12 protein-coding genes are annotated in these 16,216 nt (G+C 56.9%); 2 read left to right on the plus strand and 10 right to left on the minus strand.

The genetic code is table 11. The features are described from left to right. Positions 1 to 56: 56 nt before the first annotated feature. The 8 genes from secG to uvrC all read right to left on the minus strand — a co-directional run bounded on the left by secG (position 57) and on the right by uvrC (position 8,879). Positions 57 to 302 (minus strand): preprotein translocase subunit SecG, encoded by a 246-nt coding sequence (secG, locus tag EII11_RS00590; RefSeq protein ID WP_124867551.1) that lies wholly within the window; start codon positions 300 to 302, stop codon positions 57 to 59. A gap of 168 nt (positions 303 to 470) precedes the next feature. Beyond that, the gene (tpiA, locus tag EII11_RS00595) at positions 471 to 1,250 is read right to left on the minus strand and encodes a triose-phosphate isomerase (protein ID WP_124867553.1); all 780 of its coding nucleotides are present in this window, start codon (positions 1,248 to 1,250) and stop codon (positions 471 to 473) included. Between the two features lie 3 nt (positions 1,251 to 1,253). Further along, positions 1,254 to 2,444: a phosphoglycerate kinase gene (locus tag EII11_RS00600; RefSeq protein WP_124867555.1), complete on the minus strand. Its 1,191-nt coding sequence runs from the start codon at positions 2,442 to 2,444 to the stop codon at positions 1,254 to 1,256. 128 nt (positions 2,445 to 2,572) lie between these two features. Beyond that, a complete protein-coding gene (gene gap / locus EII11_RS00605) occupies positions 2,573 to 3,577 on the minus strand; it encodes a type I glyceraldehyde-3-phosphate dehydrogenase (RefSeq protein WP_124867557.1) in 1,005 nt (334 codons plus the stop codon). 218 nt (positions 3,578 to 3,795) lie between these two features. Further along, positions 3,796 to 4,779 (minus strand): DNA-binding protein WhiA, encoded by a 984-nt coding sequence (gene whiA, locus EII11_RS00610; protein WP_124867559.1) that lies wholly within the window; start codon positions 4,777 to 4,779, stop codon positions 3,796 to 3,798. Between the two features lie 26 nt (positions 4,780 to 4,805). After that, positions 4,806 to 5,810, minus strand: coding sequence for a gluconeogenesis factor YvcK family protein (locus tag EII11_RS00615; RefSeq protein WP_124867561.1), 1,005 nt, complete (start codon positions 5,808 to 5,810; stop codon positions 4,806 to 4,808). A 1-nt stretch (position 5,811) separates the two neighbouring features. Beyond that, a complete protein-coding gene (gene rapZ, locus EII11_RS00620) occupies positions 5,812 to 6,759 on the minus strand; it encodes an RNase adapter RapZ (RefSeq protein ID WP_124867563.1) in 948 nt (315 codons plus the stop codon). Positions 6,760 to 6,818: 59 nt separating this feature from the next. Next, a complete protein-coding gene (gene uvrC / locus EII11_RS00625) occupies positions 6,819 to 8,879 on the minus strand; it encodes an excinuclease ABC subunit UvrC (protein WP_124867565.1) in 2,061 nt (686 codons plus the stop codon). 162 nt (positions 8,880 to 9,041) lie between these two features. Between uvrC and glnA the strand changes: the two genes are divergently transcribed. Then, the gene (gene glnA / locus EII11_RS00630) at positions 9,042 to 10,466 is read left to right on the plus strand and encodes a type I glutamate--ammonia ligase (RefSeq protein WP_124867567.1); all 1,425 of its coding nucleotides are present in this window, start codon (positions 9,042 to 9,044) and stop codon (positions 10,464 to 10,466) included. Between the two features lie 100 nt (positions 10,467 to 10,566). Further along, complete coding sequence (locus EII11_RS00635; protein WP_124867569.1) at positions 10,567 to 12,411, plus strand: AMP-dependent synthetase/ligase; 1,845 nt, start codon at positions 10,567 to 10,569, stop codon at positions 12,409 to 12,411. A gap of 76 nt (positions 12,412 to 12,487) precedes the next feature. On the opposite strand, the gene uvrA is transcribed toward EII11_RS00635, so the two are convergent. Together uvrA and EII11_RS00645 are read right to left on the minus strand one after the other, a co-directional pair. Then, positions 12,488 to 15,349: an excinuclease ABC subunit UvrA gene (gene uvrA, locus EII11_RS00640; RefSeq protein WP_124867571.1), complete on the minus strand. Its 2,862-nt coding sequence runs from the start codon at positions 15,347 to 15,349 to the stop codon at positions 12,488 to 12,490. A gap of 19 nt (positions 15,350 to 15,368) precedes the next feature. Next, positions 15,369 to 16,211, minus strand: a complete 843-nt coding sequence (locus EII11_RS00645) for an alpha/beta fold hydrolase (RefSeq protein ID WP_165867014.1) — start codon at positions 16,209 to 16,211, stop codon at positions 15,369 to 15,371. Positions 16,212 to 16,216 lie beyond the last annotated feature (5 nt).

Consider the following 16,216-nt stretch of genomic DNA (forward strand, 5'->3'; position numbering starts at 1 on the left):
TGAACGCGTTGGTGCCGTTGACCTTCAAGGTCAACGGCACCAACATGAAAGGCTGATCAGAGGCCGAACTTCAAAAGGACTCCATAGGCAACGATGCAGGTAGTCCAGACGGTGAGGATACCAATGGTGATGCGGTTAAGGTTGCGTTCTGCCACACCAGAGGAACCGGCAGTCGAGGAAATACCACCACCGAACATGTCCGAGATGCCGCCGCCACGACCCTTATGCATGAGAACAGTCAGCATAAGCAGCAAGCTGGAGAGGACGATGAGCACCAGGAGGGTGACCTTGATAACTGCCACGGTGTAAATCCGATCCGATGAGATGAATAACGGCCCGAGCGATCTTCGACGCAAGATCGCACAACGTGACCAGTGTAGTCGCTCAATAGCACTGTGGGCCAACCGGACATGCCGGTTGGCCCACAGGCCCGCTATTGAGCTGTCAGCCTATGTGGCTAACAAGGCTGATCAGGAAGCGTAGTAGGTGCACATCTGAGCGAAGGAATCCGCCTTCAGGGATGCGCCACCAATGAGAGCTCCGTCAATGTCAGGCTGAGCCATGAGGTCCTTGATATTGCCGGGGTTAGCGGAGCCGCCGTAAAGTACGCGAGTGCTGCCAGCGGTAGCATCACCGTAGTCAGCGCGCAGAGCCTCACGGATCGCACCGCAAACCTCCTGTGCGTCTTCGGCGGTGGCGGTTTCGCCAGTGCCAATAGCCCAGATAGGTTCGTAGGCGATGACAATCTTTGCGACGTCCTCAGCAGACCAGCCTTCAAGAGCGGCGCGGATCTGGCCGAGAACGAACTCAACGTGGGTGCCAGCCTTGCGAATGTCAAGGGCCTCACCGCAGCAGAGCACGGGGGTCATGCCGGCATCAAGCACCTTGCGGGCCTTAGCGCCGACGAGCTGATCGGACTCATTGTGGTACTCACGACGCTCAGAGTGACCCATGAGGACATAGGTGCAACCGAGCTTGCTCAGCATAGCGGTGGAGATTTCACCGGTGTATGCGCCATTGTCGTGAATAGAGACATCCTGAGCGCCGTAATTCACGGCGAGTTCGTCAGCCTCAACGACCGTCTGAACGGTGCGGATGTCGGTGAAAGGAGGAACGACGAGGACCTCACACTTGGTGACGTCGTGCTCGCGATCCTTCAGTTCCATTGCCAGGCCTTGGATGAGGTGATTGGCCTCAAGATGATCAAGGTTCATCTTCCAGTTGCCGGCCATCAGTGGGGTACGTGCCATGTTTCAGTCCTCCAGAACTGCGATACCGGGCAGAACCTTGCCTTCGAGGAGTTCGAGGGAGGCGCCACCACCGGTGGAAATGTGAGAGAAGGTGGCCTCATCGAAGCCGAGGAGACGGACAGCAGCAGCAGAGTCGCCACCACCGATGACCGAGAACATGTCGCCAGAGGAGAGTGCTTCGGCGACAGCGCGAGTACCACCAGAGAAGGTGTCGAACTCGAAGACTCCCATGGGGCCATTCCATGCGACGGTCTTAGCGGTGGAGAGCTTGTCGGCAAAGAGCTTCTGCGACTCGGGACCGATATCCAGACCCATTTGGTCAGCGGGAATGGCGTCGACAGGGACTACAGTTGCGGGTGCGTCGGCGGCAAACTCGGGGGCAACCAGGGTGTCGACAGGCAGAACAAGGTCAACGCCGCGTTCGGCAGCCTCAGCGATGTAGCCCTTCACTGTCTCGATCTGGTCTTCTTCGAGCAGAGACTTACCCACGGAGTAGCCCTTGGCTGCGAGGAAGGTGTATGCCATACCGCCACCGATGAAGAGCATGTCCGCCTTGGTCAGCAGGTTGGCAATAACGCCGAGCTTGTCGGAAACCTTTGAGCCGCCGAGGACAACGGCGTAGGGCCGTTCGGGGTTGTCGGTCGCACGACGCAGGGAGTCAATCTCCTTGAGAACAAGCAGGCCCGAGGCTGAGGGAACGAGCTTGGCAATGTCGTAGACTGATGCCTGCTTGCGGTGAACGACACCAAAACCGTCAGAGACAAAGACATCGCCAAGGGCGGCGAACTCGCGTGCGAGTTCTTCACGTTCCTCGTCAACCTTGGAGGTTTCACGGGGGTCGAAGCGAACGTTTTCAAGAAGGGCGATCTCGCCGTCCTCAAGGGCGTCAACGGTAGCTTTCGCTGATTCGCCGGTCACGTCACCAGCGAGGGTGACCTTGGTGTCAACGAGTTCGCCGAGGCGTTGTGCGACGGGGGCAAGAGAGAAGGCGGGGTTAACTTCACCCTTAGGACGGCCCATGTGAGCCATGATGACAACCTTTGCACCAGCTTCGAGCAGAGTGTTCAGGGTCGGGAGTGCTGCACGGATGCGGCCGTCGTCGGTGATGACGCCATCCTTGAGCGGAACGTTGAAATCGGAACGGACGAGGACGCGCTTTCCGCGCAGATCGCCGAGGGTTTCGATGGTCCTCATGAACCATGCCTTTCACGCAGGGGCACTCAGTGGGTAGTGCCGATGAAGAGATGAAGAGACGAGGAACGCCCGCGCACGCGGTGCGTGCGCGGGCGCCCTCATGTACTCGTCACGTTATGACGTGAGAATCAGAGCTTGGAGCCGACGAGGACGGTGAGGTCCACGAGACGGTTCGAGTAGCCCCATTCGTTGTCGTACCAGGAGACAACCTTGACCTGATCGTCGATCACCTTGGTGAGCTGGGAATCGAAGATCGAGGAGTGGGGATCGGTCACGATGTCGGTGGAGACGATGGGCTCTTCGGTGTAGGCGAGGATGCCCTTCAGTTCACCTTCAGCAGCAGCCTTAACGGCGGCGTTGACCTCTTCAGCGGTGCAAGGCTTGGAGGGCTTGAAGGTGAGGTCGGTGACGGAACCGGTGGGAACCGGAACGCGCATGGCGTAGCCGTCGAGCTTGCCCTTGAGCTGGGGAAGAACGAGGGCAACAGCCTTTGCAGCACCGGTGGAGGTGGGAACGATGTTCAGAGCTGCAGCGCGGGCGCGACGCAGGTCGGAGTGAGGAGCGTCGTGGATCCGCTGATCGCCGGTGTAGGCGTGGATGGTGACCATGAGGCCGGCTTCAATGCCGAAGTTCTCGTCGAGAACCTTAGCCAGAGGAGCGAGGCAGTTCGTGGTGCACGAAGCGTTCGAGATGATGTGGTGAACCTCGGGGTCGTAGGACTTGCAGTTCACGCCGATAACGAAAGTGCCGTCTTCGTTCTTCGCGGGAGCGGAGATGATGACCTTCTTGGCGCCGCCGTCGATGTGGGCCTTAGCCTTGGCAGCGTCGGTGAAGAAGCCGGTGGACTCGATCACGATGTCAGCGCCAAGCTCGCCCCAGGGGAGGTTGGCAGGATCGCGCTCAGCGAGGGCAACGATGCGGTGGCCGTTGACGGTGATGGACTCGTCATCGTAGCTAACTTCGGCATCGAGACGACCCAGGATGGAGTCGTACTTGAGCAGGTGTGCGAGGGTCTTGTTGTCGGTGAGGTCGTTGATGGCAACGATCTCGATATCGGCGCCCTGCTGCAGAGCAGCGCGGAAGAAGTTACGGCCGATGCGGCCAAAGCCATTGATACCAACGCGGGTGGTCACTATTGTCCTCCTGCTAGTGCCCCTAATCGGGCACAGTTTCTGAGCTACCGCCCCATCGGGCTGATGAAGCGGCTCGCAGATGTCCTGCGATTTGTGCACCTCTAAATCTACACCCCTTCGGGGTGTTTAACCGGGCCGTACGGCCCTTCTTGGCATATGTTGAGGTCCTCGCCACATTCTAGCGGCGAGGACCTCACAGCGAAAGAGGTGTCATTTACTTAGTCATCTTCGAGCATGTCCAAAGTCAGGACAGCCTCGGTGTCAGGAATCCCTCGTTCGTGGGCGGCTTTGTCAGCCATCGCCAGCAAACGCCGAATACGACCCGCAACAGCATCTTTGGTAAGCGGCGGATCAGTGTGCTTTCCAAGCTCTTCCAGGGATGCCTGTTTGTGTTCCAAACGCAGTTGACCTGCTTCTCGCAGGTGCTCAGGAATGTCATCTCCGAGGATTTCAAAGGCGCGTTGTACTCGAGCACCAGCCGCAACCGCTGCCCTGGCGGAACGCCGAAGATTCGCATCGTCAAAGTTTGCCAGGCGGTTTGCAGAACCGCGTGCCTCACGTCGGACCTTACGCTCTTGCCACACCTTGTGGGTTTCCACACCACCCATAGCGGCAATCAGGACGCCGATGGCGTCGGCATCCCGGACGGAGACTCTGTCGGTGCCGCGCACTTCCTTCGAACGTGCCGGGGCGCCCAAACGGCGGGCGCACCCAACGAGGGCGAGGGCAGCTTCTGGGCCCGGGCAGGTAACTTCAAGGGAGGATGAACGGCCAGGTTCTAGCAAAGATCCGCGAGCAAGGAAAGCACCACGCCATGCGGCAGCGGCTTCTTCATTTCCTGAAGCGACCAATGAAGGTGGGAGACCTCGAACAGGACGGCCAAAACTGTCAATCAAACCGGTCATCCGAGCAAGCTGATCCGCTTCTTTGACGACGCGAACGACGTAACGGTTGCCACGGCGCAGCCCGCCAGCAGAAACGATGACAATGTCAGATTCCGCGTTGTACATGCCGGCAATAAAACGCATCAGACGTTGGGCAGCGATATGCGTGTCGAGCTCAGCCTCAACAATGATTCTGCCGGCGACCAGATGGAGACCGCCGGAAAAACGCAGAGTCGTGGCGACTTCGGCAGCCATGGCCGACAGCGAGCTCACGCGGGTGCGCGCGAGTTCTTCTTTCATGTCGGTCGTTAGTGACACAGGCGGTCCTTCCCCAAACGTCGAATCTATGCGAGCCAAGGCTCGTGTTTACCGACCTCACCAAGAAATCCATCAAAGGCATCACGCAATACAGCAGCCAAGCGCAAAGGATCATGATGGGGTTGCCCATCCCCTGTTCGCACCTGACGTAGCAGCACGCGCGCGCCCATCTGGCTTGCGGCCGCGATGAGATCGTCAATGTCATCAGTGACCGTCGGGTCAGCAACAACAACATCAAGCTTTAAGTCTGGAGCATAGTGTGCCAGAACCCGAATATGATCCGCTGTGGTCATTGCCTCAGTTTCATCGGTATGAGAGGCAAGATTCATAATGAGTGCCCGATGCGCATCGGTTGTGACAAGCACACGGCGAAGTTCAGGCACCATCAGGTGTGGCAAGACTGACGTGTACCACGACCCAGGGCCGAGGATGACCCAATCGGCGTCGTGAATGGCATCAATGACATCTTGATGGACGGGTGGATTTTCCGGCAGAAGTCGAACATGCTCAACAACTCCCGGAGCCTTAGCAACATGGCTTTGCCCACGAACAGTTCGAAGAGTATCTCCCTGACGCATCTGCGCTTCAATATCGAGAGGAACCGCGGCCATTGGCAAGACCCTGCCTTGAGCACCCAGAAGCCGCCCAACCCAGTCAAGCCCTTCTACAGTGTCACCCAGCAGTTGCCACAGCCCTGTGATGAGAAGGTTTCCGAGGGCATGTCCCTCAAGAGGGCCCGAGGAGTCGAGACGATGCTGCATGACATCACGCCAGGTAAGTCCCCATTCGGATTCCTCGCACAAGCTTGCCAGTGCCATTCGTAAATCTCCTGGTGGCAAGATATCCATCTCAGACCGCAGGCGACCGGAGGAACCACCATCATCAGCGACGGTGACGACGGCAGTGAGTGAACGAGTGATATGGCGAAGTGCGCGCAAGGTCGCTGACAATCCGTGTCCGCCGCCGAGAGCAACAACTGCTTGGCCAACTTCTCCGCGCACCGGCCAGCCATCTTTATCGAGGTAGGACATATCACTCTCTTCCTAGGTCACGGTGGGAGATGCGTACCGTGAAACCGTGCTGGCGCAGTCGTTCAGCAATAAGTTCAGCGAGTGCGACGGAGCGGTGCTTTCCGCCAGTACAACCAACGGCAACGGTGGCGAAAGGCTTGAGTTCCGAAAGGTAGCCGCGCAGCATAGGGGCAAGCAGATCAGCGTATTGCAGTCCAAAATCACGTGCGCCCGGTTGATTAAGCACATACTCGGCGACGGGGGCATCACGACCGGTCAGGTGGCGCAGCTCCCCCACCCAGTAGGGATTTTTGAGGAAGCGCACGTCAAGGACATGGTTGGCGTCCATCGGCAGGCCGTACTTGAAGCCGAAAGACATGACTGTCAGTTGAAGGGGACGATCTTTTTCTCCGGCAACAACATCACGAATATGCCGAGAGAGGTCGTGCACGTTCATGTGAGTGGTGTCGATAATCTCATCGGCGCGAGCACGAATTGGAGCTAAGAGACGATCCTCAGCGTGAATCCCGTCAAGAATGGTGCCCTCGTCCTGCAGTGGATGCGGTCGACGATTCGATTCATAGCGGCGAACGATGGTTTCATCGTCAGCCTCGAGAAAGATCAATCTGTAGGGCAGGCCCCCGTCACGGAGCTCATCCAAGATGGTAAGGAGGTCGTTAAAGAATGCGCCCGAACGGACGTCAACAACAAGACCAAGACGGTGGACACCCTCACCTGAGGGGGTCATCATGCCAATGACGGCTGGGATGAGTGTGGGGGGAAGATTGTCAACGACATACCAGTCGAGGTCCTCAAGTGCGCGGGCAGCGCCGCTCCTTCCGGCTCCTGAACGGCCGGTGATAATGAGGATCTCGTTGTCCGCAGGGTGCGGAGCCTGTGCAGCTTTATCAAGAAGAGGGATGCCGCTGGGGAATGTTAGAGGATTGGGATCATCGCCAGGGTAGGTCATTGCGTCATCGCTCCTTCCTGTGAGGTGTGTGTCAAGGCTACCGTGTTCGCGGGATGGATTCATGGGGCATTCGATCCTTCAGCGGTATTGGACTGGGCAGATGCCGATGTACCCGAAGAATCCGTTGGTGCCAGGGCATCAACGATTGTGCGTGCGAGTTGTTGACCGATTCCCGGAACAGAGCATATTTCATCAACGCTGGCACTACGAAGACGCTTGACGGAACCAAAGTGGTGAAGAAGTGCCTTTTGTCGGGCCGGTCCGAGTCCGGGGATAGTGTCGAGGAACGAACGTGTTTGGGCGCGCCCCCTCTGTGCGCGGTGTTTAGTAATGGCAAATCGGTGGGACTCATCGCGGATGTACTGAAGCAAATACAGGCCTGCAGAGGCGCGCGACAAGATGAGTGGATAGGGGTCGTCAGGAATCCACACCTCTTCAAGACGTTTCGCCAGCCCCACTAGCGGGATATCGATTCCGAGTTCATCGAGGGTGGCGCGCGCCGCGTTGACCTGGGGAAGACCGCCATCAACGACAAGAAGATCGGGGCGATAGGAGAATCGTCGAGGCCGTCCCGTCGTGGGATCAACGGGGCCACTGTTGTAGGCAACTCCTTCGTCGTCCTCACCATTCTGGCCAGCTTCCTCAGCGAGAAGGCGCTTAAAGCGGCGAGTGAGCGTTTCAGCCATTGCCGCAGTATCGTCGAGGGGGCGTCCATTCACCGGAGCGAGGTTGAAGCTACGGTAGGCGTCTTTTCGGGGCATGCCGTCTTCAAAGACGACCATCGAAGCAACCTGGTGCTGACCTTGAGTGTGGGAGATATCGAAACATTCGATACGTAACGGGGCTGCGGGTAAATCGAGTTCTCGGGCAAGTTCTTCAAGAGCTTTGGCACGTTCGCTGAGATCTCCTGCTCTTCGGGTTTTATATATCTCGAGAGCATGTTGAGCATTTTTGAGCACGGTTGCCATGAGGTCTGCGACTTTTCCCCTACGCGGAACTGAAATGCCGACTTTGGCACCTCGAATTTGGGTCAGCCACGCCTGGAGTGAGTCAGCATCTTCAGGTTCGATCGAGACATAGACATTGCGCGGCAGCGCAGAGGTTGGTGTGTGCGCGACATCGTCCACTGACATGGCTTCAGATTGTTGAGAGGGGCGCCCGCGCAAAGGGGACGAGGCAGGGGGAACGTCAGCGTAGACCTGTTCAAGGAGGCGGGCCATCAGTGAGTGTTCATCGGCGTCATCGAGACGGTCAAGCACCCAGCCTCGTGTTCCTCGAATACGGCCACCTCGGACGTAAAAAACGTGCACTGCAGCATTGAGCTCGTCGTAAGCCAGCGCAAAAATGTCGGCGTCAACCCCGTTATTGAGAACGATGGAGTTTTTCTCGAGGACGGTTGTCAATGCGGCGATGTCGTCTCGCAACTTTGCTGCGCGTTCAAAGTCCCATTCCTCAGAGGCTTCCTGCATCTGTTCTTCCAGAGCGCGGATAAAAGGACGGGTGCGACCGTCCATGAAGTCGCACAGATTCTCTGCGAGTTCGCGGTGGTCGGCTTCAGAGATATTCCCGGTGCAGGGGGCAGCACATTTCTCGATATAGCCGAGCAGACAGGGCCGCTGTTGGGCCACTGCGCGATGGAAGACGCCCGCTGAACAGCTTCGCATTGGGAAGGCACGTAGAAGGAGGTCGATGGTTTCTCGAATGGCCCACACATGGGTGTAGGGGCCGTAGTATTTCGTGTCGCGTTGATGGATTTTTCGCGTGATCTGGACGCGTGGGTAGCGTTCACCCATGGAAACAGCAAGGTAGGGGTAGGACTTGTCGTCCTTGAACATCACGTTGAAGCGTGGATTGAATTCTTTAATCCATTGGAACTCAAGGGTGAGGGCTTCAATTTCGGATGCAACGACTGTCCACTGCACTGATTGAGCGGTGGTGACCATCTGCTGGGTGCGGGGGTGCAACTGACTGAGATCCTGAAAGTAGTTGCTCAGGCGTTGCCGAAGGTTCTTTGCTTTTCCCACATAGATGACGCGGCCTTGTTCATCTCGGAATCGATACACCCCTGGTTCGGTGGGAATATCGCCGGTTCGAGGGCGGTAAGTCATCGGGTCAGCCACGCGTGTAAGCCTAGTCGTCTTACGACCAGGATGCGGAATGGTCAGCACTGTGGGGCAGGCCGCAGGAGTAGGATTGCTTTGTTCTCTTTTTGACGTGTCTTTAGGTGGCTGTGGCGGCCATTGACGGGCGCGATTCGTAGCAGTTCCTGTGAAAGGACCCCCATGTTCGCAGATGCGCAAGAAGCTATCGACTTCATCGAAACTCAGGGGATTGAATACGTTGACGTACGATTCTGTGACCTATTGGGCGTCCAGCAGCATCTGACTGTTCCGGCCGAGGAGTTTTGCCGGGCGGGCATTACCGATGGTCTCATGTTCGATGGGTCCTCCATCCGAGGTTTCGCAGCCATCCATGAGTCGGACATGAAACTTATCCCCGACTTGAGCTCCGCCTACGTTGATCCTTTCCGTGCAGCAAAGACTCTTATCATCCTGTTTTCCATTGTCGACCCCTTCACTGATGAACCTTTCTCTCGTGATCCTCGTCAGGTAGCGGCAAAAGCAGAAGCATTCCTCCGTGCGTCGGGTATCGCTGACACCTGCTTCGTTGGTGCCGAAGCAGAGTTCTTTATTTTCGATGACGTTCGCTACCAGGTCAGTCAGAACCACACCTTCTATGCTCTGGATTCTTCAGAGGCCCCATGGAACGCCGCCACCGTTGAGCCTGGAGGTAACCTCGGCTACCGCCTACGTAACAAGGGGGGCTACTCCCCTGTTTCGCCGTCGGATCGCGACCATGATTTGCGTGACCAGATGGCCACGAATCTTCGCCGTGTGGGCTTACATCTTGAGCGTTCTCACCATGAGTGCGGGGCTGCAGGGCAGCATGAGATTAACTATCGCTTCGCGTCGCTCATGGCGGCAGCTGATGACATGATGAAATTCAAGTACGTCATCAAGAACACTGCCTTCCAGTACGGGAAGACGGCGACTTTTATGCCAAAGCCAATCTTTGGTGACAATGGCTCGGGTATGCACACGCACCTGTCGTTGTGGAAGGATGGCGAACCGCTTTTCTATGATGAGCGCGGTTACGGTTCGTTGTCAGATACTGCTCGCTGGTTTATTGGCGGTCTGCTTGCTCACGCTCCGGCACTTCTCGCCTTCACCAACCCGTCACTGAACTCCTACCGACGTTTGGTGCCAGGCTTCGAGGCACCGATTAACCTCGTTTATTCGGCTGGCAATCGTTCGGCGTGCATCCGTATTCCGGTAACCGGCACGTCCCCGAAAGCGAAGCGTATCGAATACCGCGTGCCGGATCCTTCTGCGAACCCCTATCTGGCTTTCGCAGCCTGCTTAATGGCGGGGATTGACGGTATTCGTAATCGTATGGAGCCTGCAGCTCCCATCGATAAGGATCTCTACGAACTGCCACCAGAGGAGTACGAGGATATTGCCAAGCTTCCCCATTCTCTGGAGGCCGCGTTAGACGCCCTGCGTGAGGACCATGAGTTCCTCACCGAGGGAGACGTCTTCACTCAGGATCTCATTGAGACGTGGATCAGCTACAAAATGACCCACGAGGTCGAACCCATGCGCGTCTACCCGCATCCTTTGGAGTATCAGCTCTACTTCGATCTGTAAATGGTTCGTGATATCGACCGTGGAGCTGTAGAATTACACTATTCCAAACTATGAAGTTGATCTTTGTGGATCTCTTCACTCACCAAGATAGCGAGAAACAATGAAGAAGCATCGTGACGGGTCAATCAGCCAGAAAGCTCGTTTCACACTCCAGGCAGACGACACCATCCCTTCGATGCTTCGCAAGCGCGCCGAACGTCACCCCGACGCGGTCGTTGTCGAAAAGACCTCTGCCGTTGGTGCTCGCCAACCCGTGACCGCAGCGGATCTACAACGGCAAGTCGAGGACGTCGCTCGCGGCCTCCTTGGTCTTGGAATCCAGACCGGTGAAAAGGTCGCAATTCTCTCGTCAACCTCCTACGAATGGATGCTCCTCGACCTCGCTATCCTGACGATCGGTGCCGTTACAGTCCCCATCTACGAATCCGATTCCACCACCCAGATTCGACACATCCTTGACGATGCTCACGTGGTGCAAGTCTTTACAGCAACCGCTCAGCAGGCAGAGCTTGTCGAGTCAGTTGAAGCTCCCTCGGTACGTTCAGTGGATGCTCTTGACCGCGGAGCACTGCGTACGATCCTTACCGCCGGACGAGACGTAGCCCCGTCTGCTTTAGACGAGCGTGCTACCCACTTCACCGTCGACGACATGGCTACTATCATCTACACCTCCGGTACAACAGGTGTACCCAAAGGCGTAGTCCTCACCCACGGTAATTTCGTTGGCACTGCTGAAGCCGTCCGCCAAGCCCTTCCCGACGTCATTGACGCTCCTTCCCTGCGTATGCTTCTCTTCTTGCCACTGGCGCATGTCCTTGCACGTTTCGTCATGCATGCTCTCCTGTCAGCGCGTGGCGTAATCGCTTTCTCCCCTGACGTCAAGCGCCTTTTGACGGATATTGAAGCCTTCCAACCCACTATCCTGCTGGCTGTGCCGCGCGTACTTGAAAAGGTCTACAACGCCGCCTCTGCAAAGGCAGGCTCTGGGCTTAAGCGCCAGATCTTCGGCTGGTCCGCTAAGCAATCTCGCCACTGGTCGGCTGCGAAAGAAGGGCTTTTCGGCCCCTCTCCCCTGCTGCGTGCACGCCATAGCATCGCCGATAAGCTCGTCCTATCAAAGGTGCGCAGCGTCCTGGGCCCCAATCTTGAATACATCGTCTGTGGCGGCGCCCCACTTTCCCTTGAGCTTGCCCATTTCTTTGGCGGCACCGGTATCACCGTCATTCAAGGCTACGGCCTATCCGAAACTACCGGCCCTATCGCTGCGCAACTTCCCGGATATAGCCCGATGGGAACGGTCGGCCCGATTCTCCCTGGCAATGCCGTCAAGATCTCCGACGAAGGCGAGATTCTTATCAAGGGCGTGTCCGTCATGCAGGGCTACCACAACCTGCCTGAGGAAACATCCCAGGCCATCCAGGACGGCTGGTTCCATACTGGCGATCTAGGATCAGTTGACCGCAAGGGAAATATCCGTATCACCGGTCGTAAGAAGGAAATTATCGTGACCGCCGGCGGCAAGAATGTGTCGCCCGAAATCCTCGAAGATTCACTGGTGACTCACCCACTGATCGGCCACGTCGTTGCCGTTGGCGAGGCTCGCCCCTACATTGGTGCGCTCATCACCCTTGACCCTGACATGTTGCCCGGTTGGCTGAGCGCACATGGTCTGGACGTTGTCGATGCCTCAACTGCCGCAGACTTGCCTGAGGTGCAAGAATCCCTTCGGAAGGCGATTATGCGCGCTAATAAGAAGGTTTCCCGCGCCGAGTCAATCCGCCGATTCCGCATTGTTGACACAACATTCACCGTGGAAAACGGCTATCTGACGCCCTCGTTGAAGCTACGCCGTTCTGCTGTTGTCGCAGATTTTGCTCACGAGGTTGATGCGGTGTATGAGCACGGTTTCGATGTGCCTCACGAGTCATCTGGTAAGCGCAAGTAGCCAGGTGGCAGATCACCAATGAATTGGCCCGGAAGCGCGTGCTTCCGGGCCATTACTTGTGCAGCGCCTTTACGGACTATGCTGTGCGCGCAGCGTCGCGTTCAAAGGTCTTGGCCAGATACTGTCCAGTGAACGATCCCGGGATACGGGCAACATCCTCAGGAGTACCCTCGGCTACGACAAGGCCACCACCTGAACCACCTTCAGGACCCATATCGATAATCCAATCAGCACATTTGATGACGTCAAGATTATGCTCAATGACGATTACCGTATTGCCCTTGTCAACCAAGGACTGCAAGACGAGCAAGAGCTTGCGAATATCCTCAGAATGTAGGCCAGTTGTTGGCTCATCAAGGACGTACACGCTGCGACCATTTGAACGACGCTGCAATTCGGATGCCAGCTTCACGCGCTGGGCTTCACCGCCCGATAGCGTGGTGGCGGACTGCCCCAAACGCACATAACCCAGGCCGACCTCAACAAGAGTATTGAGATGCCGTGCGATACGAGCGATGGGGGCAAAGAATTCAGCGGCCTCACTAATGGGCATATTCAAAATATCAGCAACGGACTTGCCCTTGTAGAGCACCTCAAGGGTTTCACGGTTGTAACGGGCGCCATGACAGACCTCGCAAGGGACATACACATCGGGCAAGAAATTCATCTCAATCCGAAGCGTTCCATCACCCTTACAGGATTCGCAGCGCCCTCCCTTAACGTTAAAAGAGAAGCGGCCAGGGCCGTATCCTCGGACCTTCGCTTCCTGCGTTTCCGCAAAGAGCTTTCGAATGTGATCCCACACGCCCGTATAAGTCGCCGGATTCGAGCGAGGGGTGCGCCCGATGGGCGATTGATCAACGTGAACGACTTTATCAAGATGCTCCATTCCCGTGACGGTGCGGTGTCGTCCAGGTACAAGCCTCGCCCCGTTCAGCCGCGACGCGAGAGAACGATAAAGAATTGAGTTGACCAGGGTTGATTTGCCCGAACCGGACACGCCCGTGACCGCAGTGAAGCAGGACAGCGGGAAGGACACGGAAACGTTATTGAGGTTGTGTTCACGCGCGCCTTCAACCGTCAACGCCCGAGAGTGGTCAACAGCGCGCCTCTTTGAGGGCGTGTGGATCATGCGTCGACCGGCGAGATAATCTCCGGTGAGCGATCCCGAGGAGGCTAGAAGAGCGTCCAAGGGGCCAGAATGAACAATCTGACCTCCGTGCTCACCTGCCCCTGGACCAATGTCGACAATCCAGTCAGCAGCTTCCATCGTTTCCTCGTCATGTTCCACAACAATGAGAGTGTTTCCCAAATCGCGGAGGCGCTCAAGGGTTTCAATGAGGCGACGGTTGTCACGCTGGTGCAAGCCAATGGAAGGCTCGTCAAGGACATAAAGAACCCCTACGAGGCCTGAGCCAATCTGCGTGGCAAGACGGATGCGTTGAGCCTCTCCACCTGAGAGAGTGCCAGCAGCACGAGAGAGCGTGAGATAGGTGAGGCCGACATCGACAAGGAAATTGAGACGAGCCCGAATCTCTGCGAGCACCGGCGCAGCAATGGCTGCGGCACGTTCGTCCAGTTCCAGATCATTAAGGAAGTCACGAGCCTCAGCGATCGACAGGTCAGACAGGGCGGCAATACTCAAATCGCCCACGCGAACAGCCAGAACCTCAGGGCGTAGGCGCGCGCCGTGGCATGAGGGGCAGGGGACTTCTCGCATGTAGCCATCGAGTTTGTCCATCGACCACTGCGATTCAGTCTCCGCACGTTTACGTTCAACGTAGTTGACAGCACCTTCAAAGCCTGTGGTGAAACGGCGTTCCCGTCCCCAACGGTTGCGGTAGGAAACCTTCACCTCGTAGTCGTGGCCATAGAGAATGATCTGCTGGATGTCCTCAGGAAGATCACGCCACGGCACATCCAGACTAAAACCGAGCTCCTCAGCGAGGGTTGCCAGAATCTTCAACTGGTACTTGTTGTTCACACTCCACGGACTCACCGCGCCGTCACGAAGGGAAAGTTCTTCATCAGGTACGACGAGTTCAGGGTCAACCTCAAGTTTCATGCCAAGGCCCGTGCACTCTGGACAGGCTCCATAAGGCGCATTGAAGGAGAATGTCCTCGGTTCGATTTCTTCCAAAGCAAGGGGGTGATCGTTCGGGCATGCGCGTTTTTCAGAGTAACGGCGTTGCCGTCCCGGGTCATCTTCAGGGAGGTCAACGTAATCAATGATCACTAGGCCGTCAGAGAGCCGCAGAGCAGTTTCGACCGAGTCCGTTAGACGTTGCCGCATTCCATCGCGAACGACAAGACGGTCGACGATGACAGAAATGTCGTGACGGAGCTTCTTTTCCAAGACTGGGAGCTCATCGGTGTCCAGGCGGAGCTGTTGACCGTCAATAATGGCTCGCACATAGCCTGCGGCACGAAGCTCATCCAAGAGATCTTGGTATTCGCCTTTCCTGCCGCGGACCACGGGGGCAAGTACCTGGAAACGGGTGCCCTCGGCGAGGGAACGTACCCTGTCAACGATCTGCTGTGGCGTTTGAGCTTGAATCTGCGCATCACACTTTGGGCAGTGAGCTACACCTGCGCGGGCATAGAGGAGACGCAGGTAGTCATGAATTTCTGTAATGGTGCCAACAGTTGAACGCGGGTTGCGTGAGGTCGACTTTTGGTCGATAGACACCGCAGGTGACAGGCCCTCAATGAAGTCGACATCGGGTTTATCCATTTGCCCGAGGAACTGGCGGGCATAGGAGGATAAGGATTCAACGTAACGCCGCTGGCCTTCAGCAAAGATAGTGTCGAAAGCCAGAGATGATTTACCTGAACCGGACAGGCCCGTGAAGACGATAAGAGAATCACGAGGCAGGTCGAGGTCAACATCCTTGAGGTTATGTTCGCGGGCACCGCGAACGATCAGTTGGTCATGCACACCCCGAGTTTAGTGTGCTTTAACTGGAAAATCCGTCCCCAGTCGTACGTGTGTTCCATTCCACGAGGGCGCGGGCGACAAGCTCCGGTTGCTCAACCGCACACATATGCTTAGCACCTTCGACGTGCAGCGCGCCTCGTGACGGCGAAGCTTCTAAGGCGTCGCACAAGGCACGCGCTGCGGCATTATCAAAGCCGAGATCCTCTGAACCGTTCACGACCAGAGTCGGCACTGTCACCTCAGCGAGGCCAGCGCGCAGATCCGTTGACGCTAAAATCTCACAGCACTGCGCGTAGCCCTCGCTGTCGCAGTTAACAAAGGCATCACGGATGCGCGCCACAGCAGAGGCACCTCTCCCCCACTCACTCTCTGCGGCGGGGGCCTCGTCAAATCCGGCAAACGCAGGTGAGAACCAGCGTTCCATCGTCACATCGACAATCGCCTGCGTACCCTGTGTGCGGACAAGTTCTGCGCGTTCGGCCCACATTTCAGGCGTGCCGTTCACGGGACCGGAAGCCATGACAGTGGAGGACAAGAGGCGCTCTGGCATGCGCTCTGCTGCTGCGAGGGCAATAAGGCCGCCGATAGATAGACCTACCATGTGGAATTGGCCTACACCAAGCTTATTCAAGGACACCTCCAAGGCATGAAGCAGAGCGTCCATGGTGAGTGGTTCGTTGATGGGCGCGGGGGCGGATCCTCCGTGGCCAGGCAAATCAAAGCGCACAACTCGGAAATGCGGAGTCAGCATTGGTAGGCACCAATCCCACATGATGTGGGATGAACCGAGAGAATGACCAAGCACAAGAACTGGCGCGTCGGCCGTTCCGTCGACTGTGAGTTTCAACGTCCATTCAGTCATAGCAA

Origin of the sequence: Schaalia canis (assembly GCF_003858455.1) — a bacterium.
Taxonomy (GTDB): Bacteria; Actinomycetota; Actinomycetes; order Actinomycetales; family Actinomycetaceae; genus Pauljensenia; species Pauljensenia canis.